Here is a 16,211-nt window from a genome sequence, read left to right on the forward strand (position 1 = left end):
GATCAGACCGTCATTCCGATCAGGGCGACACCCACGGCCATGAGCACCGCGGCACCCAACCGTCGCGCCCAGTTCCCTTCCTTGAGGAATACGAACCCGATCAGTGCGGCAAAGATGACCGAAGTTTCCCGCAGCGCCGAAACCGCGCCCAACGGTGCGAAATTCTTGGCGTACAGCACCAGACCATAAGCTGTCATCGATACCAGCCCGCCAAGAATGCCGATCATCCATACTTTGGCCGGCAGGTCTTTTAAGGTCGCACGTTTCCGAACTCCGACAAACCCGGCAATGAACAGGTGCAGAAACGCCCCCCATGCCCAATAGCTGAGCGTGTTGCCCGACAGCCGAACACCGATCCCGTCTACGACCGAATAGATCGAAATGCAGAACCCGGTGCCCAGCGCAAACATCAGTGCACTGCGCCCAACGCCCGAGCGCAGAGCTTTCCAACTGCTCAGCTGGATGCCCACGGCAATCAGGGCGATACCTGTCCAGGCCTGAAAAGGCAGCACTTCTCCGACCAGGACCATTGCCCAAAGCGAAACCAGCGCCGGGACAATCCCACGGGCGATGGGGTAGACCACACTCAGATCACCGTGCTGATAGGCTTTACCCAGCATGAAATAATAACCGAAATGCACAACGGTCGAGAGCAGGATGTAAATAAAGCTCTCTGGGTTTGGCAGCGGCAGCAGCATCACCATGACCGCCGCAGGCAGCACTTGACCCAGAGCGACCAAACCCAGCATCGTGGTTCGATCAGCCGCTGTCTTCACGATTGCATTCCACACCGCGTGCAGCAAAGCAGCCGAAAGAATAATAAGGACAACGAACAGGGTCATGTCCGGACCTTTCCCGCAGAGGTTTCGCGCCAAAAGGGTCAACTGCCCTATTCACTTGGCGCGATGTCTGCAAAGGGTGGATTGTTGTCAAGCCCGTTTCAGGTCACCTGGGTTGTCATCCAAGTCTCGATCATCGAGGCCGGCCCTTCCCAACCCGGCTCCATGAACAGGAAATGCGCATGGTCTTCGACCAGCAAAAAGGTTCCGCGATCCCCATAGCGCGCTGCCAGTGCGCGGCAGGTATCGGGGTTAACAGCCCTGTCTTCGGCACCCGTGACCACCAGAACCGGGCAGTCAACCTTGTCGAAATCAACCTTGATTGCGTGATGGTCATCAAACATCCAAAAGAACATTTCAAACATCACGCGCCCGCTTTCTGCGCCCAATCGGTCGAATACAGCGTGTTGTTGCGCCTCATCCATCTTGTTCAGAGCAAACGGGGCCATCAAATCGAACCCGACCCGCATCGGCTGCTTCCAGAATGGGCCGCCTTCCATCAAGGTGCGCGGTACAGCGCGTTCATCATCGGTTTCGGGCAAGGTGCCCCAAGGCGCATTGGGATTGATCAAAACGATGGCACTGGCCAAACCACAAGACGCCACTTGCTGTGCCACCACCCCAGCAATGGCATGCCCCAAAATGACAGGTTTGCGATCCAGTCCTTTTACAAAATCGGCGATGTCGTTGGTGTAGTCCATGACACTAGTATCGGTCAGACCCGGGTCGGGGTCCGCTTTCGGATCACCGTCGTGGTACCGCAAGGCAGGAACGTGAACCGTCCAACCTCGGTCCCGAAAGAAGTCCGCGTAATCCTGCATACACCAAGGTCCGGCAAATGCTCCGTGGATAAGAACGATTTCTTTGGTCATCGAAGTCCCCCCTGCGCTGTTTCCAGTATGGGGATATGGTAAGACGTTACAACTGCCCGTGATCCCTGTTGCAGGTCGAAGCACAGGTCCTAAGATTGGACCCATGAGTTTTGTGACCGACAATCAATTGCCCCTGCTGATCCTGTTCTTTATCATCGGCTCTATCGGCACTGCTTTTCTGTTTCGCAAACCGGCCGGGCACCGGGCGTGGAAACTGGCTGATCTGGTATGGGTTGTGCTGGGTGGCATCGGGGCATTGGTGGCTGTTTTGGCCGGGCTTTACACCTCGGACAGCTCGCGACTGGACCGACAGATCGACGTAGCCTATGCCGCGACGCTGGCATTTGACAGGGACGCGGCCCGGTTCCGCCTACGGTTCTGTGATCCGGCCTATGATCCGGATACCGCCGTTTTATGCGAAAAGGTTGAATTCCTTTCTGCTTCGACCGCCAGCAACTCGGAACTACCCCTGTTCATCGCGGTCACGAACGAAGTGGCCCCCCTACAGGGGCTTCACTTCCTGGTTGGGGGTCAGTCCAGGGACGAAATGGACGAAATACGTGACATGGCCGCCAAGGCCGATGCCTTTGACATCGACCAGTTCCTTGTCTTCACTTCACTGGACGAAAGCACACAGACCGCCATTGACAATATGCGTCGCAAGGTTCCCGCGATTGCGGGCGACTATCTGATACTTGCGCAGAGCTACGATGACCTGATCGCGCAGGTCGGGAAGCTGAAAGAAGAATGGGAATACCTACAGGACAATGCTCATATTCTTGTCCTGCAAATCGTGGCCCTATGCCTTGTCAGTTTTGCGGCACCGTTTCGGCTGGGGAAATCCGTGGTCGAACTGCGCACCACGCTCAGCGACGATACGTCTGCGCCAAAGCTTGCGGGTCAGCCCCAAGAAAGTAACGCAGAAGAGTCCACAGGTTCCGAGCTCCGCGCCGAATCCACCCCGCCCGCTCATACCGCTCCGCACTCGTAAAGGCGCGTGTGTTCAGAACAGTTACCTTTGGCAACGCGCGCACCAAAGCCACATCTTCCATCAACGGCTGGTCGGGAAACCCGCCTGCCGCTTGATAGGTGTGACGCGGAACCAGCAACCCCTGATCTCCGTAGGGCAATCCCAGCATCCTGCTGCGCAGATTGGCCCAGCCAGCCACCCAGGCCGGCGCGATCCCGCGCGCGCGGAACGCCAGCTGAAACGCGGCAGGTTTGGCTGATGGCAAGTGGGCGCTGACGGTCTCGCTCCACCCCTTTTGCAGCACTGTATCGGCATGAAGAATCAGCAGCCAATCCCCTTTGGCCTGCGCGCACCCTCGGCGCAACTGGCCGCCTCGGGATGGCGGGCCGGTCACGACCATCGCACCGGCCTCTTCCGCAATATCCGGCGTGTGATCGGTTGAGCAGGCATCGCTGATGATCAATTCCCGGATCAACCCGGCATGCACCCCTTCCATCAAAGCCCCGAGACATTCGGGCAAAGCGTCGGCAGCGTTGAGGGTCGGGATCACGACGGTAATAGGCGCGGGCACGTCTGATAACCTCTGGTCTTGGCATCGGAACTTCCTATATCACGAGGCCTGAGGAAATGACGAGGACCAAGCCATGCCCACCCGCCGCATTCTGTGCCTGTCCGGCTCGGATACCGAAAGCTTTTTGCAGGATCTGATTACCAACGACATTAAGGGGTTGGACAACGGGCTGGTCTATGCCGCTCTGCTTACTCCGCAGGGAAAGTACCTGGCGGATTTCTTCCTGAAACGAGATGACGACGGAGTTCTTCTGGATGTGGCCGAACACCTTGCGGATGATCTGGTCAAACGTCTGACGATGTACAAGCTGCGTGCGGATGTGACGATCGAGGGAACCGATCTGAACCTGCAACGCGGCACCAAGGCTGCGCCGGAAACCGCCCTGCCCGATCCCCGCCACCCGGAGATGGGCTGGCGCAACTACTCCCCCGAACCCGAGGGCGATGACGGAACCGACTGGGATGCACTGCGCGTCCGGCACTGCATTCCCGAGTCAGGCATTGAACTGACCCCGGACAGTTACATCCTGGAATCCGGGTTCGAAGCGCTGAATGGCGTGGATTTCAAAAAAGGATGTTATGTCGGGCAGGAAGTGACCGCGCGCATGAAGCACAAAACCGAATTGCGCAAAGGTCTGCGACGCGTCGTTGTCCAGGGCTCGGCCCCGGTGAGGACCGAGATCAGTGCAAATGGCAAACCTGTCGGAACATTGTACACACAGGCCGGCGGAAATGGGATCGCGTATCTGCGATTTGATCGCGCAGGCCCTGAGATGCAGGCCGCAGACGCCACGGTGCGGCTGGAGGACTGAGCCCACCTTGTTGCGAAATCGGCACGACCCGCGCATCAGCTTGTATCGAAAAGTTTGAACCCGTTGTCCTGCACTGCCAAAGTGCAGGACAACAGGACGAACCGGATACCCGCATGTTTCGACTTTATTCCGCGATCTGGCGCGCCAGTGCGGGGCGGCAGATCATCCTCATCATGCTGTCCGTCGCAATTGCGGGCCTTGCCGCCGTGCCGCTTGAGTTTCAGCGCGACATCGTCAACCACCTGACATCCGACGATGTCGGGACTGAAAAACTGATCCAGCTGGGCATCGGCATGATGGCCGTCATCCTGCTGAGCCTCGCCCTGAAATGGGTACTAAGCTATCGCGCCGGAACCTTGGGCGAAGACATGATCCGGCTGATCCGTCAACGCCTGCTTTGGCGTTCGACCGACCTGAAGGATTCAGACGAAGGCCTGCGCAAAGGCACCATGACCACCGCCATTTCGGCCGAAGCCGAAGAGTTGGGCAAGTTTGCCGGTGGAGCCTTTTCGGATCCGGTCGTTCAGATTGGAACGCTGATCAGTGTGATCGGCTATATCTCGTCCACGCAACCAGGTCTGGGGCTGATTGCGTTGTCAATGATCGTGCCGCAAATCATCATCGTTCTGGTCTCGCAGCGCAAAGTGAACACTTTCGTGGCGGAACGGGTTCGAATTCTGCGCGGTGCCACCGACCGGCTGACGACCGAGGATATCGAAGCCGTCGAGCGGGATATCAACACCATGTTCGATGACATTTACGACACGCGGCGGCGGATGTTCCTATGGAAACTGTCGGCAAAGTTCCTGCTGAGCGTGATCAACGGGGCCGGCACCGTCGGTATCCTGATGCTGGGGGGATATCTGGTCTTGCAGGGCAAAACGGATGTGGGCACCGTGGTGGCCGCCACCAGTGGGCTCAGCCGCATTCAAGGACCCACTGCCTTTTTGATCGCATTCTATCGTCAGGTCAGTGCCAATCGCATCAAATATGAACTGATGCTGGAATTGTTTGGCCCAGACCCAACACGGTATCGTTATCGCCCTAACGCATAAAAAAGACCGCGCGGCGAATGCCTGCCCGGTCTCTTATAAAAAGTGACGAAACGTCACGCGCGTTCGGAATATTCCATCGTTTCCGTGTTCACGACGATCATTTCGTCCTGGCCGATGAAGGGGGGAACCATGACTTTCACGCCATTGTCCAGCAGCGCGGGCTTGAACGAGTTTGCCGCCGTCTGGCCCTTTACGACCGGTTCGGTCTCGACGATCTTGCAGGTCACTTTCTGCGGCAGCGTCGCGTTCAGCGCCTCGCTTTCGTAGAATTCGACAACAATGGTCATGCCATCTTGCAGAAACGGACGACGGTCACCCAGCAATTCTGCTGGTAATTCAATCTGTTCGTAGGTTTCTGAATCCATGAACACCAGCATCCCGTCGGATTCGTACAGGAATTGCTGATCCTTCTGCTCCAGACGCACGCGTTCGACCTTGTCCGCCGAGCGGAAGCGTTCGTTCAATTTCGAGCCATTGCGCAGGTTGCGCAGTTCCACCTGTGCAAAAGCCCCACCTTTGCCCGGCTTTACATGGTCAACTTTGACCGCTGCCCACAGGCCACCGTTATGCTCAAGCACATTGCCGGGGCGAATTTCGTTCCCATTTATCTTGGGCATTACATAAATCCTTCACAAACGGTTGATGCATCAGTTGCGGTCCCTATATCTGGCGGGAACACACCTGACAAGACAACGACACCTAGTGCTGCAGGTGCAGCAAGCCATGCAAGTGACGCAACGCAACTATGCATTTTAGCTGTATCCGAATCGCACCTAATCGGTCATAAGGACCCTCACGCCGAAAATGCAAGAGCAAGAACAACAAGGAAGACGAGATGAGAGATTTCGTTGACGGCACTGCCTTTAACAATGAGCAAGGCAATCGTGCGCGCAAACTTTTCGCGGCCGTTGTCCTGGCTGCGCTTGATGATGCTATCGCCGATGACAAGAAATACGGCAATGGCCCCGAACAAATCGCCCGCTGGGCGCGTTCGCGCGATGGGCGCGAAGTTCTGTCCTGCGCAGGCATTGACCCGAACGAACGGGTTGTCAGCGGGCTGATGGAGTTCGTTGGCCGTGGCGTGCGCACCTCAGTCGCATTGTCACGCGAGGAAAGCGAGCGTCGCAACGCCGCACAGCAGGCTGAAGCTGCCTGAACCAAAGTAGATTTAATTTGAACAAACGCGCTCTGCCTATCAGAGCGCGTTTTTCTATGCCTGATCGTCAGGTAAGAAGCCAATGGCTCAAAAGAACAACAGCCATTGCCGCACCACCCAGAATTCAGCTGCCAGCATGGTCGCGAACAGGGCTTTGCCCCAGACCGGCAATCCACGCTGCCAAAGCAGAACATATGCTGCCAGACAGACAAAGGCTGACACCGGAGCCACCCACAAAGCATGATGGTCGCTGTCCCAATAGCTGACAGGGCTGCTGAACACCCAGTCGCTGATGGGCCAGAACTGTGGCCGTCCGTCGCCCGCATGAAGCAGGAAATCTGTCGCTAGATGCAACAGACCCGCCGCTGCACCGACAGCCAGAACGTGCCAACCTCTCCAGACTGCCAGCAGGAATGCCAGCCCCCAGAGGATAAAGGAATTGTCTATGGCGAATACGGTCTGCCACGCCGGGGAAAAGTAAAGCTGCCCGAAGACCACCTGCTCAGGGATGCTCAGAACAAACAGGGACACGCCCGCCATGACATACAGGGACAGATCCGGCATTAACGCTCCCAGCAGCGCAGCCCAGAGGATACATCCTTGCGGCGGCCGGGCAAACGCGGCAGCCCCGATCAAAAGATGCGCAGGCGTATTCATCCGGGGCTTTCCCTTTCGGCTCAAATCAGATCATCTGCGCCCAGACTTATAGGAGACAAGGCATGGTTCGCGCCATCATGATTCAAGGGACCGGCAGCAATGTCGGAAAATCGGTTCTGGTGGCGGGGCTGGCGCGCGCCTACACGCGCCGGGGCCTTCGGGTCGCGCCGTTCAAACCACAAAACATGTCGAACAATGCAGCCGTCACCGAAAACGGTGGCGAAATTGGCCGCGCACAAGCCCTTCAGGCCCGTGCGGCAAAGCGGGCAACACACACGGACATGAACCCTATTCTGCTCAAACCCGAGACGGATACCGGCGCGCAGATTATCGTTCAGGGGCAGCGCGCTGGCACGATGAAGGCCGGTGACTATCGCAAGGACAAATCCAAGCTACTGGGCGCAGCGCTGGAAAGCTTTGACAGGCTTTGCGCCGACGCTGATCTGGTTCTGATCGAGGGCGCTGGCAGCCCGGCTGAGACCAACCTGCGCAAAGGTGACATCGCCAATATGGGATTTGCCCGTGCAGCGGACATCCCTGTTGTACTGGTCGGGGACATTCATCGTGGCGGAGTGATTGCGCAGATCGTCGGTACTCAGGCCGTTCTGGACGAAGACGACGTGGCGCAGATCAGGGGTTTTGCCATCAACCGCTTCAAGGGCGACGTGTCCCTGTTTGACGAAGGCCGTGATGACATCTCGGCCCGAACAGGCTGGCCCTGCCTTGGGGTCGTGCCCTGGTTTCACGACGCCTGGAAACTGCCGGCCGAAGACATGATGGACATCCGTTCCCATACCGGCGGCGTGTGCAAGGTCGTTGTGCCCCAACTGGAGCGTATGGCCAATTTCGACGATCTCGATCCGTTGTCTGCAGAGCCCGGCGTGAGCGTCGAGGTCATTCCAGGCGGACGTCCCCTGCCCGGCGATGCGGATCTGGTTCTGCTTCCCGGCAGCAAGTCCACGATCGGAGATCTGAGCTATTTTCGTGCACAGGGCTGGGATATCGACCTGTATGCACATGTTCGCCGCGGTGGACATGTCCTTGGGTTGTGCGGCGGCTATCAGATGCTGGGCAAGACCATTTCCGATCCTGATGGCGTGGACGGCCGGCCGGGCAAAGTTGATGGATTGGGGTTGCTGAACGTCGATACCACAATGGGCGGGCAGAAACAGGTCATCTTGCGTTCCGCCCATGCCCTGCCAGACCGAGAACCGGTCAGCGGATACGAAATCCACATGGGCCATACCGACGGCCCGGACCGCGCCCGCGCATGGCTTGAGGTCGAAGGCAGACCAGAAGGCGCCGCCAGCAGCAACGGTCGGGTCAAGGGCAGCTATCTGCATGGAATTTTCTCGTCAGACGCATTTCGTGCCCGTTATTTGTCAACGCTGGGCGTGACGTCGGACATTGCCTACGAAGACGGTGTAGAGCAGGCGCTGGATGATCTGGCCGATCATCTGGAGCGCCACATGAATCTTGACCGGATGCTGAGCCTGGCCCAGCCACCACAGCGCGGTTGAATCTTATCCCAGATCTTTCGCGGCGAGCGCGCGCGCGATTTCCCGCCGCACCATTTTGCGCACGTTTCGCGTGATCCGCTCGCCCATCGCGCCTTGCAACTCCTGGCGGACAACTTCCGCGATCAGCTCACGCAATGTTTCTTCATCCAAATCCGTTGCCGAAACGTTTTCAACGACTTCAGTGGCACGATCGGATTCAGCCGGTCGTCCCGCCCGGATGAACTCTGCGTTTTGTACCGAAGCGGACTCGGGCTGCGGATCGTCCGTATCTTCCTGATCAGTCAGAACGACGGTCCTTGCGGCCGCAAACTCCTCTTCGACGTTCCACGGCAGGGAATGCGTCGGTGTGCCGGAATAGGCGTCTGCGCTGTCGCCATCCGGCTCCCATTGATCCTCGGTTTGCGCAATCGCCGCTTCCAGCGCTTCGATCTTGGCACTCAGACTGATCGCGGGATCATCGGTTGAGCCGGTTGCCGCGGAATGTCCCTCGGTCGCGTCATCCGCAGTGTTGGCAGGATCACCTGCCCTGACGATGTCGCAGGCACGCAGCAGCATCGGCTTGGCCGAGTCGGCAACATCAGCAGACGGCTTGGCGGGCATGATCTCGGGCTGAGCGGGTTTGCTGATGCGCAGCGCGTCCGTCAGCACCAAACGCCCCGGCTTTCGCGTAGCACCCTGTTGATCCGAGGAGGATTTACCGCGACTGTCTTCACTGACCAGACGTTTGACCGAAGACAGAACGTCTTCGATCCCTGCTTTCACGACATTATCAGACATTGTTCTCTACCGCTCTATCGTTGGATCGAGTGTAGCCAAACAATCCGAGCCCTACAACAAATAGTATTGCCGGTTAGTCCCGACGCAACGCTTTGAGGACTCGATCCAGATCCTTGCTCTGTTTGCTGACACGCGCGGGGGCTTTCTTGACCAGATTATAGTACAAAGTCGGGTCATAGATCTGAACCGCCAGGCCAAGACGTTCCGCCGTCAAAAGGCCCTGCGCCTGCAACAGCTGATACGCTGCGCGGGATCGTTCCGTTCGCGACGCCACTTCGGCCAGCTGCGCGTCCAGCAAATCCTGCTGAGCATTCAGAACGTCCAAAGTGGTCCGGGCACCCAAGGTCGCTTCTTCCCTGATGCCATCAAATGCAACCTGTGATGCGCGAACCCGTTCCGTCGACGCCCTGAGGCTGGCACTGGCTGCCTGGAACGCTGCATACCGGTCCGTAACGCCCTGTGTGATATTCTTTTGTACGTTCAGAAGATTCGCACGAGACGCATCCCGGTTTGCCATAGCGCGCCGCACGTTCGCGGCCAACCGGCCACCGGCGTAGATCGGCTGTGTAAAGTCCAGTGACACGGTCGCGTCATTCACATAGTCGTTGTTGTCATAGCTTTCACGCACACCCGCATCAGCATTCAAACTGACATTCGGCCCAAGGTTGGCCCGTTGCTGCTGTACAATCAGATCAAAAGCGCGGACCTGATGCTGCGCCGACAGAATCGCCGGGTGGTTGCGTTGCGCGAGGCTGATCGCTTCTGCCTCGCTCCGTGGAAGATTGGGCAGGCTGGGTTGACCGGCCGTCCTCCCTGGCGCCTTGCCGACCGCATTGACATACTCAGCCTGCGCGATGCTCAGTTCACCACGAGCGACAGCCAGATCAGCTTGAGAACTTGCCAACTGCGCTTCGGAAAGCGCCACGTCCGTGCGCGTCACTTCGCCAACCTCGAAGCGATCATTCGATGCGCGAAGCTCTTCCGCCGAAACATCCACGTTGTTCTGGCGAATTGCGACTGTCTCTTCCTGAAGCAGCACGCCCAGGTAAGCATTTGCAGCGCGGATAAGCACCTGTTGCTCAATGTCGATCAGGGTTTGTCTGGTCGACAGAACCGTTTCCTGCGCCGATTGTTTGCCCAGAACCGAGGCGCCACCATCATACAGAAGCTGGGAAAGCCTCAGCCCGGTGAAAAACCGGGACGGCTCGGTCGTTGTGACCACATTGTTGGTCCGAGACCGGGTATAATCTTGGCTGACCTGTACAGTCCAGTTGATGATTGGCCGCAATGCGGAAAGCGCGATTGCCACGTCTTCATCTGCCGCGCGCAGCAGCGCCCGGTTCTGCTCCAGCAAGCCGCTTGTATTATACGCGCCGATGAAGGCGTCTGTTATGTTGTCAGCCCACGCCGGACGCCCTGGCATAACGCTGATGGCAAGTCCCGCGGTCACTGCGAATGCCCTGACCAGCTTGCCTGTCGCTGAACCACGCATACCGAAATCCTCTCAAACGAAATTACACTGCCCTGAAGGCAGTTTGCGGTCTTCTTTTCAACTAATCAAGGCGCCAGCAGAATCTATCGGCGAACTATAGCGAAAATGCACACTCCGCCGAAAAGCTCTCTAGTATCGGTGCACTGGCGTTGAAGGCATCCCTCCAGCTGACCCGGCCTCCGGTCTTTCGACCGATCCGCACAGTTCCAAGATTGCCTTCAACAAACAGGCATGCAATCCGGCCATGTTCCTTGAGCTGATCCAACAGGGCGTCGGGAATCCGTTCAACACCGCCCTGCACCATGATCGCATCGTAAGGGCCGTGCTCAGCCGCACCCTGCTCCAAAGGACCGACGTGGATAATGGCATTGTCCACATCGGCCTCAGCCAATAGGCTTTGCGCCTCGGACGCCAGCGAGTCGTCGCTTTCCACACCAACAACCAACTGCGCCATACGCGCGGCAACCGCAGTGGAATACCCCGTCGCCGGACCGATATCGAGAATCATCTCGTCGTTCGAAATGTTGAGCGCATCCAGCATTTTAGCAAGCGTTCTCGGTTCGAGCATACAGCGCCCGTTGCCCAGATCGATCACACTGTCGGCATAGGCGGCCTCACGCTGTGCGTCAGGCACGAAGTTTTCGCGCGGGACGTTCAACATCGCCTCAATGATCGGGAACTTTGTAACATCCGAAGGCCGGATTTGCGTATCAACCATAGTGCGGCGCCGGGCAGCGAAATCTGTCATAGGATCTCTCGAGTCATTCCCAAAGTTACCCGGCTTTTGCCACATCCTGAAACGCCCAGCAACGGCCCTGTTGACGCAACCCCCTTGCACCTGTGCGTTTGCGGTTGCGGGCTTCGGCAAATTTCAATCTGGTCGTCAAAAATGCGCGCAATCCTCTGGACGCCCCTTGGGAAAGCTGCTAAAACCCCACGCACACCACGGCAAGTATTTGATTTTACTTGAAAAGGCGAGTTGGCGGAGTGGTGACGCAGCGGATTGCAAATCCGTGTACACCGGTTCGATTCCGGTACTCGCCTCCACTACCTCCAACGACTTGCGATACTTTTTCCCTCCTCGAGGTTCAATATCCAACCAACTATTGGATTTTTCGTGTTGCGATCTTCTTCTGTTCCATCCGACTGCGAGCATTCTGGGCATATGCCGCCAGCTTGCGTTTAGGCAACACCCCGCCGTACTTCCTTGGCATCTTCACCTCGAAATGATCAGAATTGGTGACCTGAATTATTTGTCCGGCCCGTTTAGGTGTAAACCATTCTTGTGGGCAGTTTGCGATCAGGGACGGCCAAGCCGGCCCTTTGCCCGGTTCAGGCGGCGGCAGAATGGTACTGCAAACAAAGCTGTCGGATTGTCTGTTGTTCGTGGCTGGAATTGACTTGCCATTACCTGTGCTGCTTCGACCTTGTTGGAACGGCATCGCGCCGGTACGAAACGTGCTGGTTTCTTCATGCAATTTGGTCAATCCTTCTTTCTGACGTGTTCGTCAAACGGGGTTCCCGAAAGCATTGCTCCCACAGCAACCATTGAGCAACATTATGTCTCAACATCGCCGAAAAACGAAACTTCATGACAAGTCGGGAAGGATGAACTAGGAATCTAACAAAGAAAAAGTTCTGGACGTATTGTGGAACATATTGCCTTTACCTTCGAGATGGGGGTCGTTTGCACCCTTCTGGCTTTCACCGTTTTTCTGTTCGTTTCCGAGATCATAAGGATCGACCTTTCCGCAATATTGGTTCTGGTTCTCATAGGCTTGCTCAGCTACGCGCCCGGGCTGGAAAATCTGGCGGATGTCACCCTTCTGTTCGACGGCTTCGCATCCAATGCCGTCATCTCGATCATTGCGGTCATGATCGTCGGGGCCGGTCTGGACAAGACGGGGATCATGAACAAGGTGGCTGCCGTCATACTCAAATACGGCGGCAAATCCGAAGGCAGGGTTGTACCAATCATTTCCGGCACCGTTGGCGTCATATCCTCGTTCATGCAGAATGTCGGCGCCGCTGCTCTGTTTCTGCCGGTTGTCAGCCGAATTTCCACACGGTCAGGCATACCGCTGTCGCGCCTGCTCATGCCAATGGGATTCTGCGCCATTTTGGGCGGCACAATGACGATGGTCGGGTCGTCTCCTCTTATCCTGCTGAACGATCTGATCCTGACGGCAAATGACAGTCTGCCGGCCTCTCAAAAAATGGAGCCCTTCGGCCTGTTCTCGGTCACGCCGATCGGTGCGGTTCTGATCCTGACGGGAATTGGTTACTTTCTGCTGTTGGGACGCTGGGTTTTGCCCGAGGCTGAAGGACCTGACAATACGGGTACCGGACAAGGGACACAGGAATACCTGCAAAGGGTCTATGGCCTCAAAGCTGATGTGTTCGAAGTCGTGGTGCCCGAGGACAGCCCCCTGGTCGGCGAGATTCTGGCCGACATCAACCACGAAAACCACCTGTACATCATTTCAACCTTCTATCGCGGCAAAACCTCGATGGTTCAGGTTTTGACAGCGGAAATTGCAGCGCCGTGTCGGCTGGCCATCGTCGGCCGCCGTTGGGAGGTCGAGAAGTTCGCCGAGAAATACGGGCTGAACGTTCTTCCGGACTTGGACATTTTCGTCGAAGAGTTCGCCCCAACCAATGCAGGCGTGGCCGAGGTGGTCATCACGCCTGACAGCAAGCTGATCGGCAAATGCCCCCGCGAGCTTTTGTTTCGCAAGACCTACGGGATGTCGCTGCTGGCCATTCACCGCGGCGAAGAGACGCTGAGCCATGTCGAGACCGAGGATCACGAATCCACTCAGATCGGGCTCGAAAAGTTTCAGGCGGGCGACATGCTTGTGGCCCATACCAGATGGGACAACCTGATGCGGATCAAACGAGATCCGGATTTCGTCGTTGTGACGACAGACTTTCCTCAGGACGAGCTGAGGCCGCAGAAAGTCGGCTGGGCCCTGGCATTCTTCGCCATTTCGCTGTCGTTGATCCTGTTCACGGACGTCCGGCTTTCACTCTGTCTTCTTACCGGCGCGGTGGGCATGATGCTGTCCCGTGTGCTCAGCGTGGACGAGGCGTACCGCGCGGTCGGATGGAACACCGTATTCCTGCTCGCCTGCCTCATACCTTTGGGACAAGCCGTGCAGAACACAGGCACGGCCGCGTGGATCGCCCAGCAGATCATGATAATTCTGGACGGCTGGCCGCTCTGGTCGCTGCAAACCGGCATCGCCATTCTGGCGACGGCCTTTTCCTTGGTCATGTCCAATGTGGGGGCCACAGTTCTGCTGGTGCCTCTGGCGGTATCGATTGCGGTGGCGGCGGGTGGAAACCCGGCCGTCTTTGCCCTGACGGTCGCCATATCGACCTCGAACAGCTTCATCATCCCAACCCATCAGGTAAACGCGTTGATCATGGGTCCGGCCGGATACAAGGTGATGGATTTCGTCCGCTCCGGCGGAATAATGACAGCGCTGTTTCTAGTCGTCTCGCTGCTCATGATAAACGTCATCTATTAGCGCAAGAGGATCCGCGGTGTTCGGTGGTCTTTTCCCATCATCGGGACAGGTTCAGTCAAGGCACCCGTTCACCATAGTCTACGCCCCTTGCTAACATACTGTTCGTCGCCCGGCCCATCTCAGGCTGGGTCCCGGCACGCCATGCCGCCCATCGACGCCCACAGGTCGCTTTCCATGCCTCTGCATCATTGTTGCGCGCGACTCGCTTGACAAGCAGGCCAGCGGTGCCGCATGTCCCTTTCGTTGGTGTCGGTGACAGCCGATGAAAAGGGAATGCGTCAACGGTCTTGCCGCCAAACGCAGCCGCCCCCGCGACCGTGAACGGAGAGGATGCCCAATGCCACTGGCCCGAAAGCCGGGAAGGCGGGACATCCGACAGAGGCCCGCCTCTGGCATCCGCAAGCCGGGAGACCTGCCAACAACCGAAGTTGAAACCGGGCGGGGTGTTCCGGTGTCGGGTCCATGACCATTCGTGGCCCGCATGAAACCCCGTCCCCCGCGAAGAGGATTTGGGGGGATGAGAGACATGACCGATACCGCACCAGTCGAGTTGCTGGTCTGTACCACCTGCCGTCGCGGCCTGCCTGTGGAAGATGACACGCAACGCCCGGGCGCTTTGTTACACAAGGCTCTGGAACAGGCGGACCTGCCCGACGGTGTCACCCTGAAAGCCGTTGAATGCCTGTCAAACTGTGATCAAGGCTGTTCGATCGTGTTGCGCGGGCCGGGCCGCTGGACCTTCGTGTATGAAAACCTGAACGAAACAGATCATGTCGACGTCATCGTCGACGGCGCGACCAAGTATCTGGCCACCGAAGATGGTTTGGTGAAATGGCGCGAACGCCCCGAACATTTTCGCAAGAACTGTGCCTCGCGCATTCCCCCCATTGGAGCCTGACATGTCGAACCTCGAAAAACTCCCCGTCACAGTAATCACCGGCTTTCTGGGCTCGGGCAAGACCACTTTGGTGCGTCACCTGATGCAGAACCCACAGGGCAAGCGCCTTGCTGTCGTGGTCAACGAGTTCGGCGATGTAGGCGTCGATGGGGACATCCTGAAATCCTGCGCCATTCCTGATTGCCCGGCGGAAAACATCATGGAACTGGCCAATGGCTGCATCTGCTGCACCGTGGCAGATGATTTCATTCCCACCATCGAGGCCCTGATGGCGTTGGAGCCACGCCCGGATCACATCCTGATCGAAACCAGCGGTCTGGCCCTGCCGAAACCGCTGCTCAAGGCATTCGACTGGCCTGACATCCGCTCGAAGATCACCGTCGACGGCGTGATCGCCCTGGCCGATGCCGAGGCCGTGGCCGCAGGCCGCTTCGCGCCCAATGTCGAAGCAGTGGATGCGCAGCGCATGGCCGATGACTCGATCGACCACGAAACGCCCCTGTCCGAGGTGTTCGAGGATCAGATCTCGTGCGCTGACATCATCCTGCTGACCAAGCCCGACCTCGCCGGCCCCGAAGGCGTGGCCAAAGCGCGCGAGATCATCGCCGCCGAGGCGCCGCGCCCCCTACCCGTCGTCGAAGTGGCCGAAGGTGCCGTGGACGTGCGCGTTGTGCTGGGTCTGGAAGCCGCCGCCGAAGATGACATGGACGCCCGACCCTCGCATCACGACGGCCATCACGATCACGAGCATGACGATTTCGAAAGCATCATCGTCGAGCTGCCCGAGCAGACCGATCCGGCCCAACTGGTCGCCAATATCGAACGCCTGGCCAATGAACTGAACATCCTGCGCGTCAAAGGGTATGCCGCCGTTCAGGGCAAACCCATGCGCCTGCTGGTCCAGGCAGTGGGTGCCCGCGTGCGTCACCAGTATGACCGCCCGTGGGAACCCGGTGAAGAACGCCGTTCGCGTCTGGTCGTCATCGCCGAGCATGACGATATCAAAGAGGCGGAAATCCGCGAAATCCTCGTGGGTGTGCGTGAGGCCGCCGAGTAAGCC

General features: G+C 57.9%; 16 protein-coding genes, 1 tRNA gene, 1 pseudogene and 1 riboswitch. Of the genes and pseudogenes, 9 read left to right on the forward strand and 9 right to left on the reverse strand.

The annotated features are described in order from the left end of the window. Positions 1–2: 2 nt before the first annotated feature. Together GS605_RS07855 and GS605_RS07860 are read right to left on the reverse strand one after the other, a co-directional pair. A complete protein-coding gene (locus GS605_RS07855) occupies positions 3–842 on the reverse strand; it encodes a DMT family transporter (RefSeq protein WP_171633580.1) in 840 nt (279 codons plus the stop codon). Between the two features lie 98 nt (positions 843–940). Further along, a complete protein-coding gene (locus GS605_RS07860) occupies positions 941–1,711 on the reverse strand; it encodes an alpha/beta hydrolase (protein ID WP_171723573.1) in 771 nt (256 codons plus the stop codon). A 103-nt stretch (positions 1,712–1,814) separates the two neighbouring features. Here GS605_RS07860 and GS605_RS07865 point away from each other — a divergent pair. Continuing rightward, positions 1,815–2,570, forward strand: a pseudogene (locus tag GS605_RS07865) (hypothetical protein); the annotation flags it as partial. 7 nt (positions 2,571–2,577) lie between these two features. Here GS605_RS07865 and GS605_RS07870 read toward each other — a convergent pair. Continuing rightward, the gene (locus tag GS605_RS07870) at positions 2,578–3,252 is read right to left on the reverse strand and encodes a TIGR04283 family arsenosugar biosynthesis glycosyltransferase (protein WP_171723574.1); all 675 of its coding nucleotides are present in this window, start codon (positions 3,250–3,252) and stop codon (positions 2,578–2,580) included. A 73-nt stretch (positions 3,253–3,325) separates the two neighbouring features. Here GS605_RS07870 and GS605_RS07875 point away from each other — a divergent pair, with 73 nt between their 5' ends. Together GS605_RS07875 and GS605_RS07880 are read left to right on the forward strand one after the other, a co-directional pair. Next, the gene (locus GS605_RS07875; protein ID WP_171723575.1) at positions 3,326–4,063 is read left to right on the forward strand and encodes a folate-binding protein YgfZ; all 738 of its coding nucleotides are present in this window, start codon (positions 3,326–3,328) and stop codon (positions 4,061–4,063) included. A 113-nt stretch (positions 4,064–4,176) separates the two neighbouring features. Then, the gene (locus GS605_RS07880) at positions 4,177–5,118 is read left to right on the forward strand and encodes an ABC transporter transmembrane domain-containing protein (protein WP_171633590.1); all 942 of its coding nucleotides are present in this window, start codon (positions 4,177–4,179) and stop codon (positions 5,116–5,118) included. 53 nt (positions 5,119–5,171) lie between these two features. Here GS605_RS07880 and efp read toward each other — a convergent pair whose 3' ends face one another. Further along, positions 5,172–5,735: an elongation factor P gene (efp, locus tag GS605_RS07885; protein ID WP_170346480.1), complete on the reverse strand. Its 564-nt coding sequence runs from the start codon at positions 5,733–5,735 to the stop codon at positions 5,172–5,174. Positions 5,736–5,953: 218 nt separating this feature from the next. On the opposite strand from efp, the gene GS605_RS07890 reads away from it, so the two are divergent. Beyond that, entirely contained in the window at positions 5,954–6,274 is a 321-nt protein-coding gene (locus GS605_RS07890; protein WP_037310273.1) for a DUF6280 family protein, read from the forward strand. 87 nt (positions 6,275–6,361) lie between these two features. On the opposite strand, the gene GS605_RS07895 is transcribed toward GS605_RS07890, so the two are convergent. After that, positions 6,362–6,931: a cobalamin biosynthesis protein CobQ gene (locus GS605_RS07895; protein ID WP_171723576.1), complete on the reverse strand. Its 570-nt coding sequence runs from the start codon at positions 6,929–6,931 to the stop codon at positions 6,362–6,364. Positions 6,932–6,993: 62 nt separating this feature from the next. Here GS605_RS07895 and GS605_RS07900 point away from each other — a divergent pair, with 62 nt between their 5' ends. After that, complete coding sequence (locus GS605_RS07900; protein WP_171723577.1) at positions 6,994–8,451, forward strand: cobyric acid synthase; 1,458 nt, start codon at positions 6,994–6,996, stop codon at positions 8,449–8,451. A gap of 3 nt (positions 8,452–8,454) precedes the next feature. Here GS605_RS07900 and GS605_RS07905 read toward each other — a convergent pair whose 3' ends face one another. From GS605_RS07905 to GS605_RS07915, 3 genes are all read right to left on the reverse strand, one after another. Next, a complete protein-coding gene (locus tag GS605_RS07905) occupies positions 8,455–9,228 on the reverse strand; it encodes a hypothetical protein (RefSeq protein WP_171723578.1) in 774 nt (257 codons plus the stop codon). A 73-nt stretch (positions 9,229–9,301) separates the two neighbouring features. Beyond that, positions 9,302–10,720, reverse strand: a complete 1,419-nt coding sequence (locus tag GS605_RS07910; protein ID WP_171633600.1) for a TolC family outer membrane protein — start codon at positions 10,718–10,720, stop codon at positions 9,302–9,304. A 94-nt stretch (positions 10,721–10,814) separates the two neighbouring features. Then, on the reverse strand, positions 10,815–11,468 hold the full coding sequence (locus tag GS605_RS07915) for a protein-L-isoaspartate O-methyltransferase (protein ID WP_171723579.1): 654 nt from the start codon (positions 11,466–11,468) through the stop codon (positions 10,815–10,817). A gap of 225 nt (positions 11,469–11,693) precedes the next feature. Here GS605_RS07915 and GS605_RS07920 point away from each other — a divergent pair. Then, positions 11,694–11,767: transfer RNA gene (locus GS605_RS07920), tRNA-Cys, on the forward strand. A gap of 56 nt (positions 11,768–11,823) precedes the next feature. Here GS605_RS07920 and GS605_RS07925 read toward each other — a convergent pair. Then, on the reverse strand, positions 11,824–12,207 hold the full coding sequence (locus tag GS605_RS07925) for a hypothetical protein (protein ID WP_171723580.1): 384 nt from the start codon (positions 12,205–12,207) through the stop codon (positions 11,824–11,826). 189 nt (positions 12,208–12,396) lie between these two features. Here GS605_RS07925 and GS605_RS07930 point away from each other — a divergent pair, with 189 nt between their 5' ends. From GS605_RS07930 to cobW, 3 genes are all read left to right on the forward strand, one after another. Continuing rightward, positions 12,397–14,253, forward strand: a complete 1,857-nt coding sequence (locus tag GS605_RS07930) for an SLC13 family permease (protein ID WP_171723660.1) — start codon at positions 12,397–12,399, stop codon at positions 14,251–14,253. A gap of 227 nt (positions 14,254–14,480) precedes the next feature. Continuing rightward, positions 14,481–14,688: riboswitch (cobalamin riboswitch) on the forward strand. A 91-nt stretch (positions 14,689–14,779) separates the two neighbouring features. Next, positions 14,780–15,151 carry a DUF1636 domain-containing protein gene (locus tag GS605_RS07935; protein ID WP_171633608.1) on the forward strand — a complete coding sequence of 124 codons (372 nt, stop codon included), beginning with the start codon at positions 14,780–14,782 and terminating at the stop codon, positions 15,149–15,151. A gap of 1 nt (position 15,152) precedes the next feature. Then, positions 15,153–16,208: a cobalamin biosynthesis protein CobW gene (gene cobW / locus GS605_RS07940; RefSeq protein ID WP_171231961.1), complete on the forward strand. Its 1,056-nt coding sequence runs from the start codon at positions 15,153–15,155 to the stop codon at positions 16,206–16,208. Positions 16,209–16,211 lie beyond the last annotated feature (3 nt).

It is taken from the genome of Ruegeria sp. HKCCD7559 (assembly GCF_013110575.1).
Classification (GTDB): domain Bacteria; phylum Pseudomonadota; class Alphaproteobacteria; order Rhodobacterales; family Rhodobacteraceae; genus Ruegeria.

What these genes read in the sequence shown, in the direction of transcription:
- GS605_RS07905 (WP_171723578.1), bottom strand. Translation starts at nt 9,228, where the DNA reads ATGTCTGATAATGTCGTGAAAGCAGGGATCGAAGACGTTCTGTCTTCG.
- cobW (WP_171231961.1), top strand. Translation starts at nt 15,153, where the DNA reads ATGTCGAACCTCGAAAAACTCCCCGTCACAGTAATCACCGGCTTTCTG.
- GS605_RS07935 (WP_171633608.1), top strand. Translation starts at nt 14,780, where the DNA reads ATGACCGATACCGCACCAGTCGAGTTGCTGGTCTGTACCACCTGCCGT.
- GS605_RS07860 (WP_171723573.1), bottom strand. Translation starts at nt 1,711, where the DNA reads ATGACCAAAGAAATCGTTCTTATCCACGGAGCATTTGCCGGACCTTGG.
- GS605_RS07895 (WP_171723576.1), bottom strand. Translation starts at nt 6,931, where the DNA reads ATGAATACGCCTGCGCATCTTTTGATCGGGGCTGCCGCGTTTGCCCGG.
- GS605_RS07875 (WP_171723575.1), top strand. Translation starts at nt 3,326, where the DNA reads ATGCCCACCCGCCGCATTCTGTGCCTGTCCGGCTCGGATACCGAAAGC.
- GS605_RS07915 (WP_171723579.1), bottom strand. Translation starts at nt 11,468, where the DNA reads ATGACAGATTTCGCTGCCCGGCGCCGCACTATGGTTGATACGCAAATC.
- efp (WP_170346480.1), bottom strand. Translation starts at nt 5,735, where the DNA reads ATGCCCAAGATAAATGGGAACGAAATTCGCCCCGGCAATGTGCTTGAG.
- GS605_RS07900 (WP_171723577.1), top strand. Translation starts at nt 6,994, where the DNA reads ATGGTTCGCGCCATCATGATTCAAGGGACCGGCAGCAATGTCGGAAAA.
- GS605_RS07855 (WP_171633580.1), bottom strand. Translation starts at nt 842, where the DNA reads ATGACCCTGTTCGTTGTCCTTATTATTCTTTCGGCTGCTTTGCTGCAC.
- GS605_RS07930 (WP_171723660.1), top strand. Translation starts at nt 12,397, where the DNA reads ATGGGGGTCGTTTGCACCCTTCTGGCTTTCACCGTTTTTCTGTTCGTT.
- GS605_RS07910 (WP_171633600.1), bottom strand. Translation starts at nt 10,720, where the DNA reads ATGCGTGGTTCAGCGACAGGCAAGCTGGTCAGGGCATTCGCAGTGACC.
- GS605_RS07890 (WP_037310273.1), top strand. Translation starts at nt 5,954, where the DNA reads ATGAGAGATTTCGTTGACGGCACTGCCTTTAACAATGAGCAAGGCAAT.
- GS605_RS07880 (WP_171633590.1), top strand. Translation starts at nt 4,177, where the DNA reads ATGTTTCGACTTTATTCCGCGATCTGGCGCGCCAGTGCGGGGCGGCAG.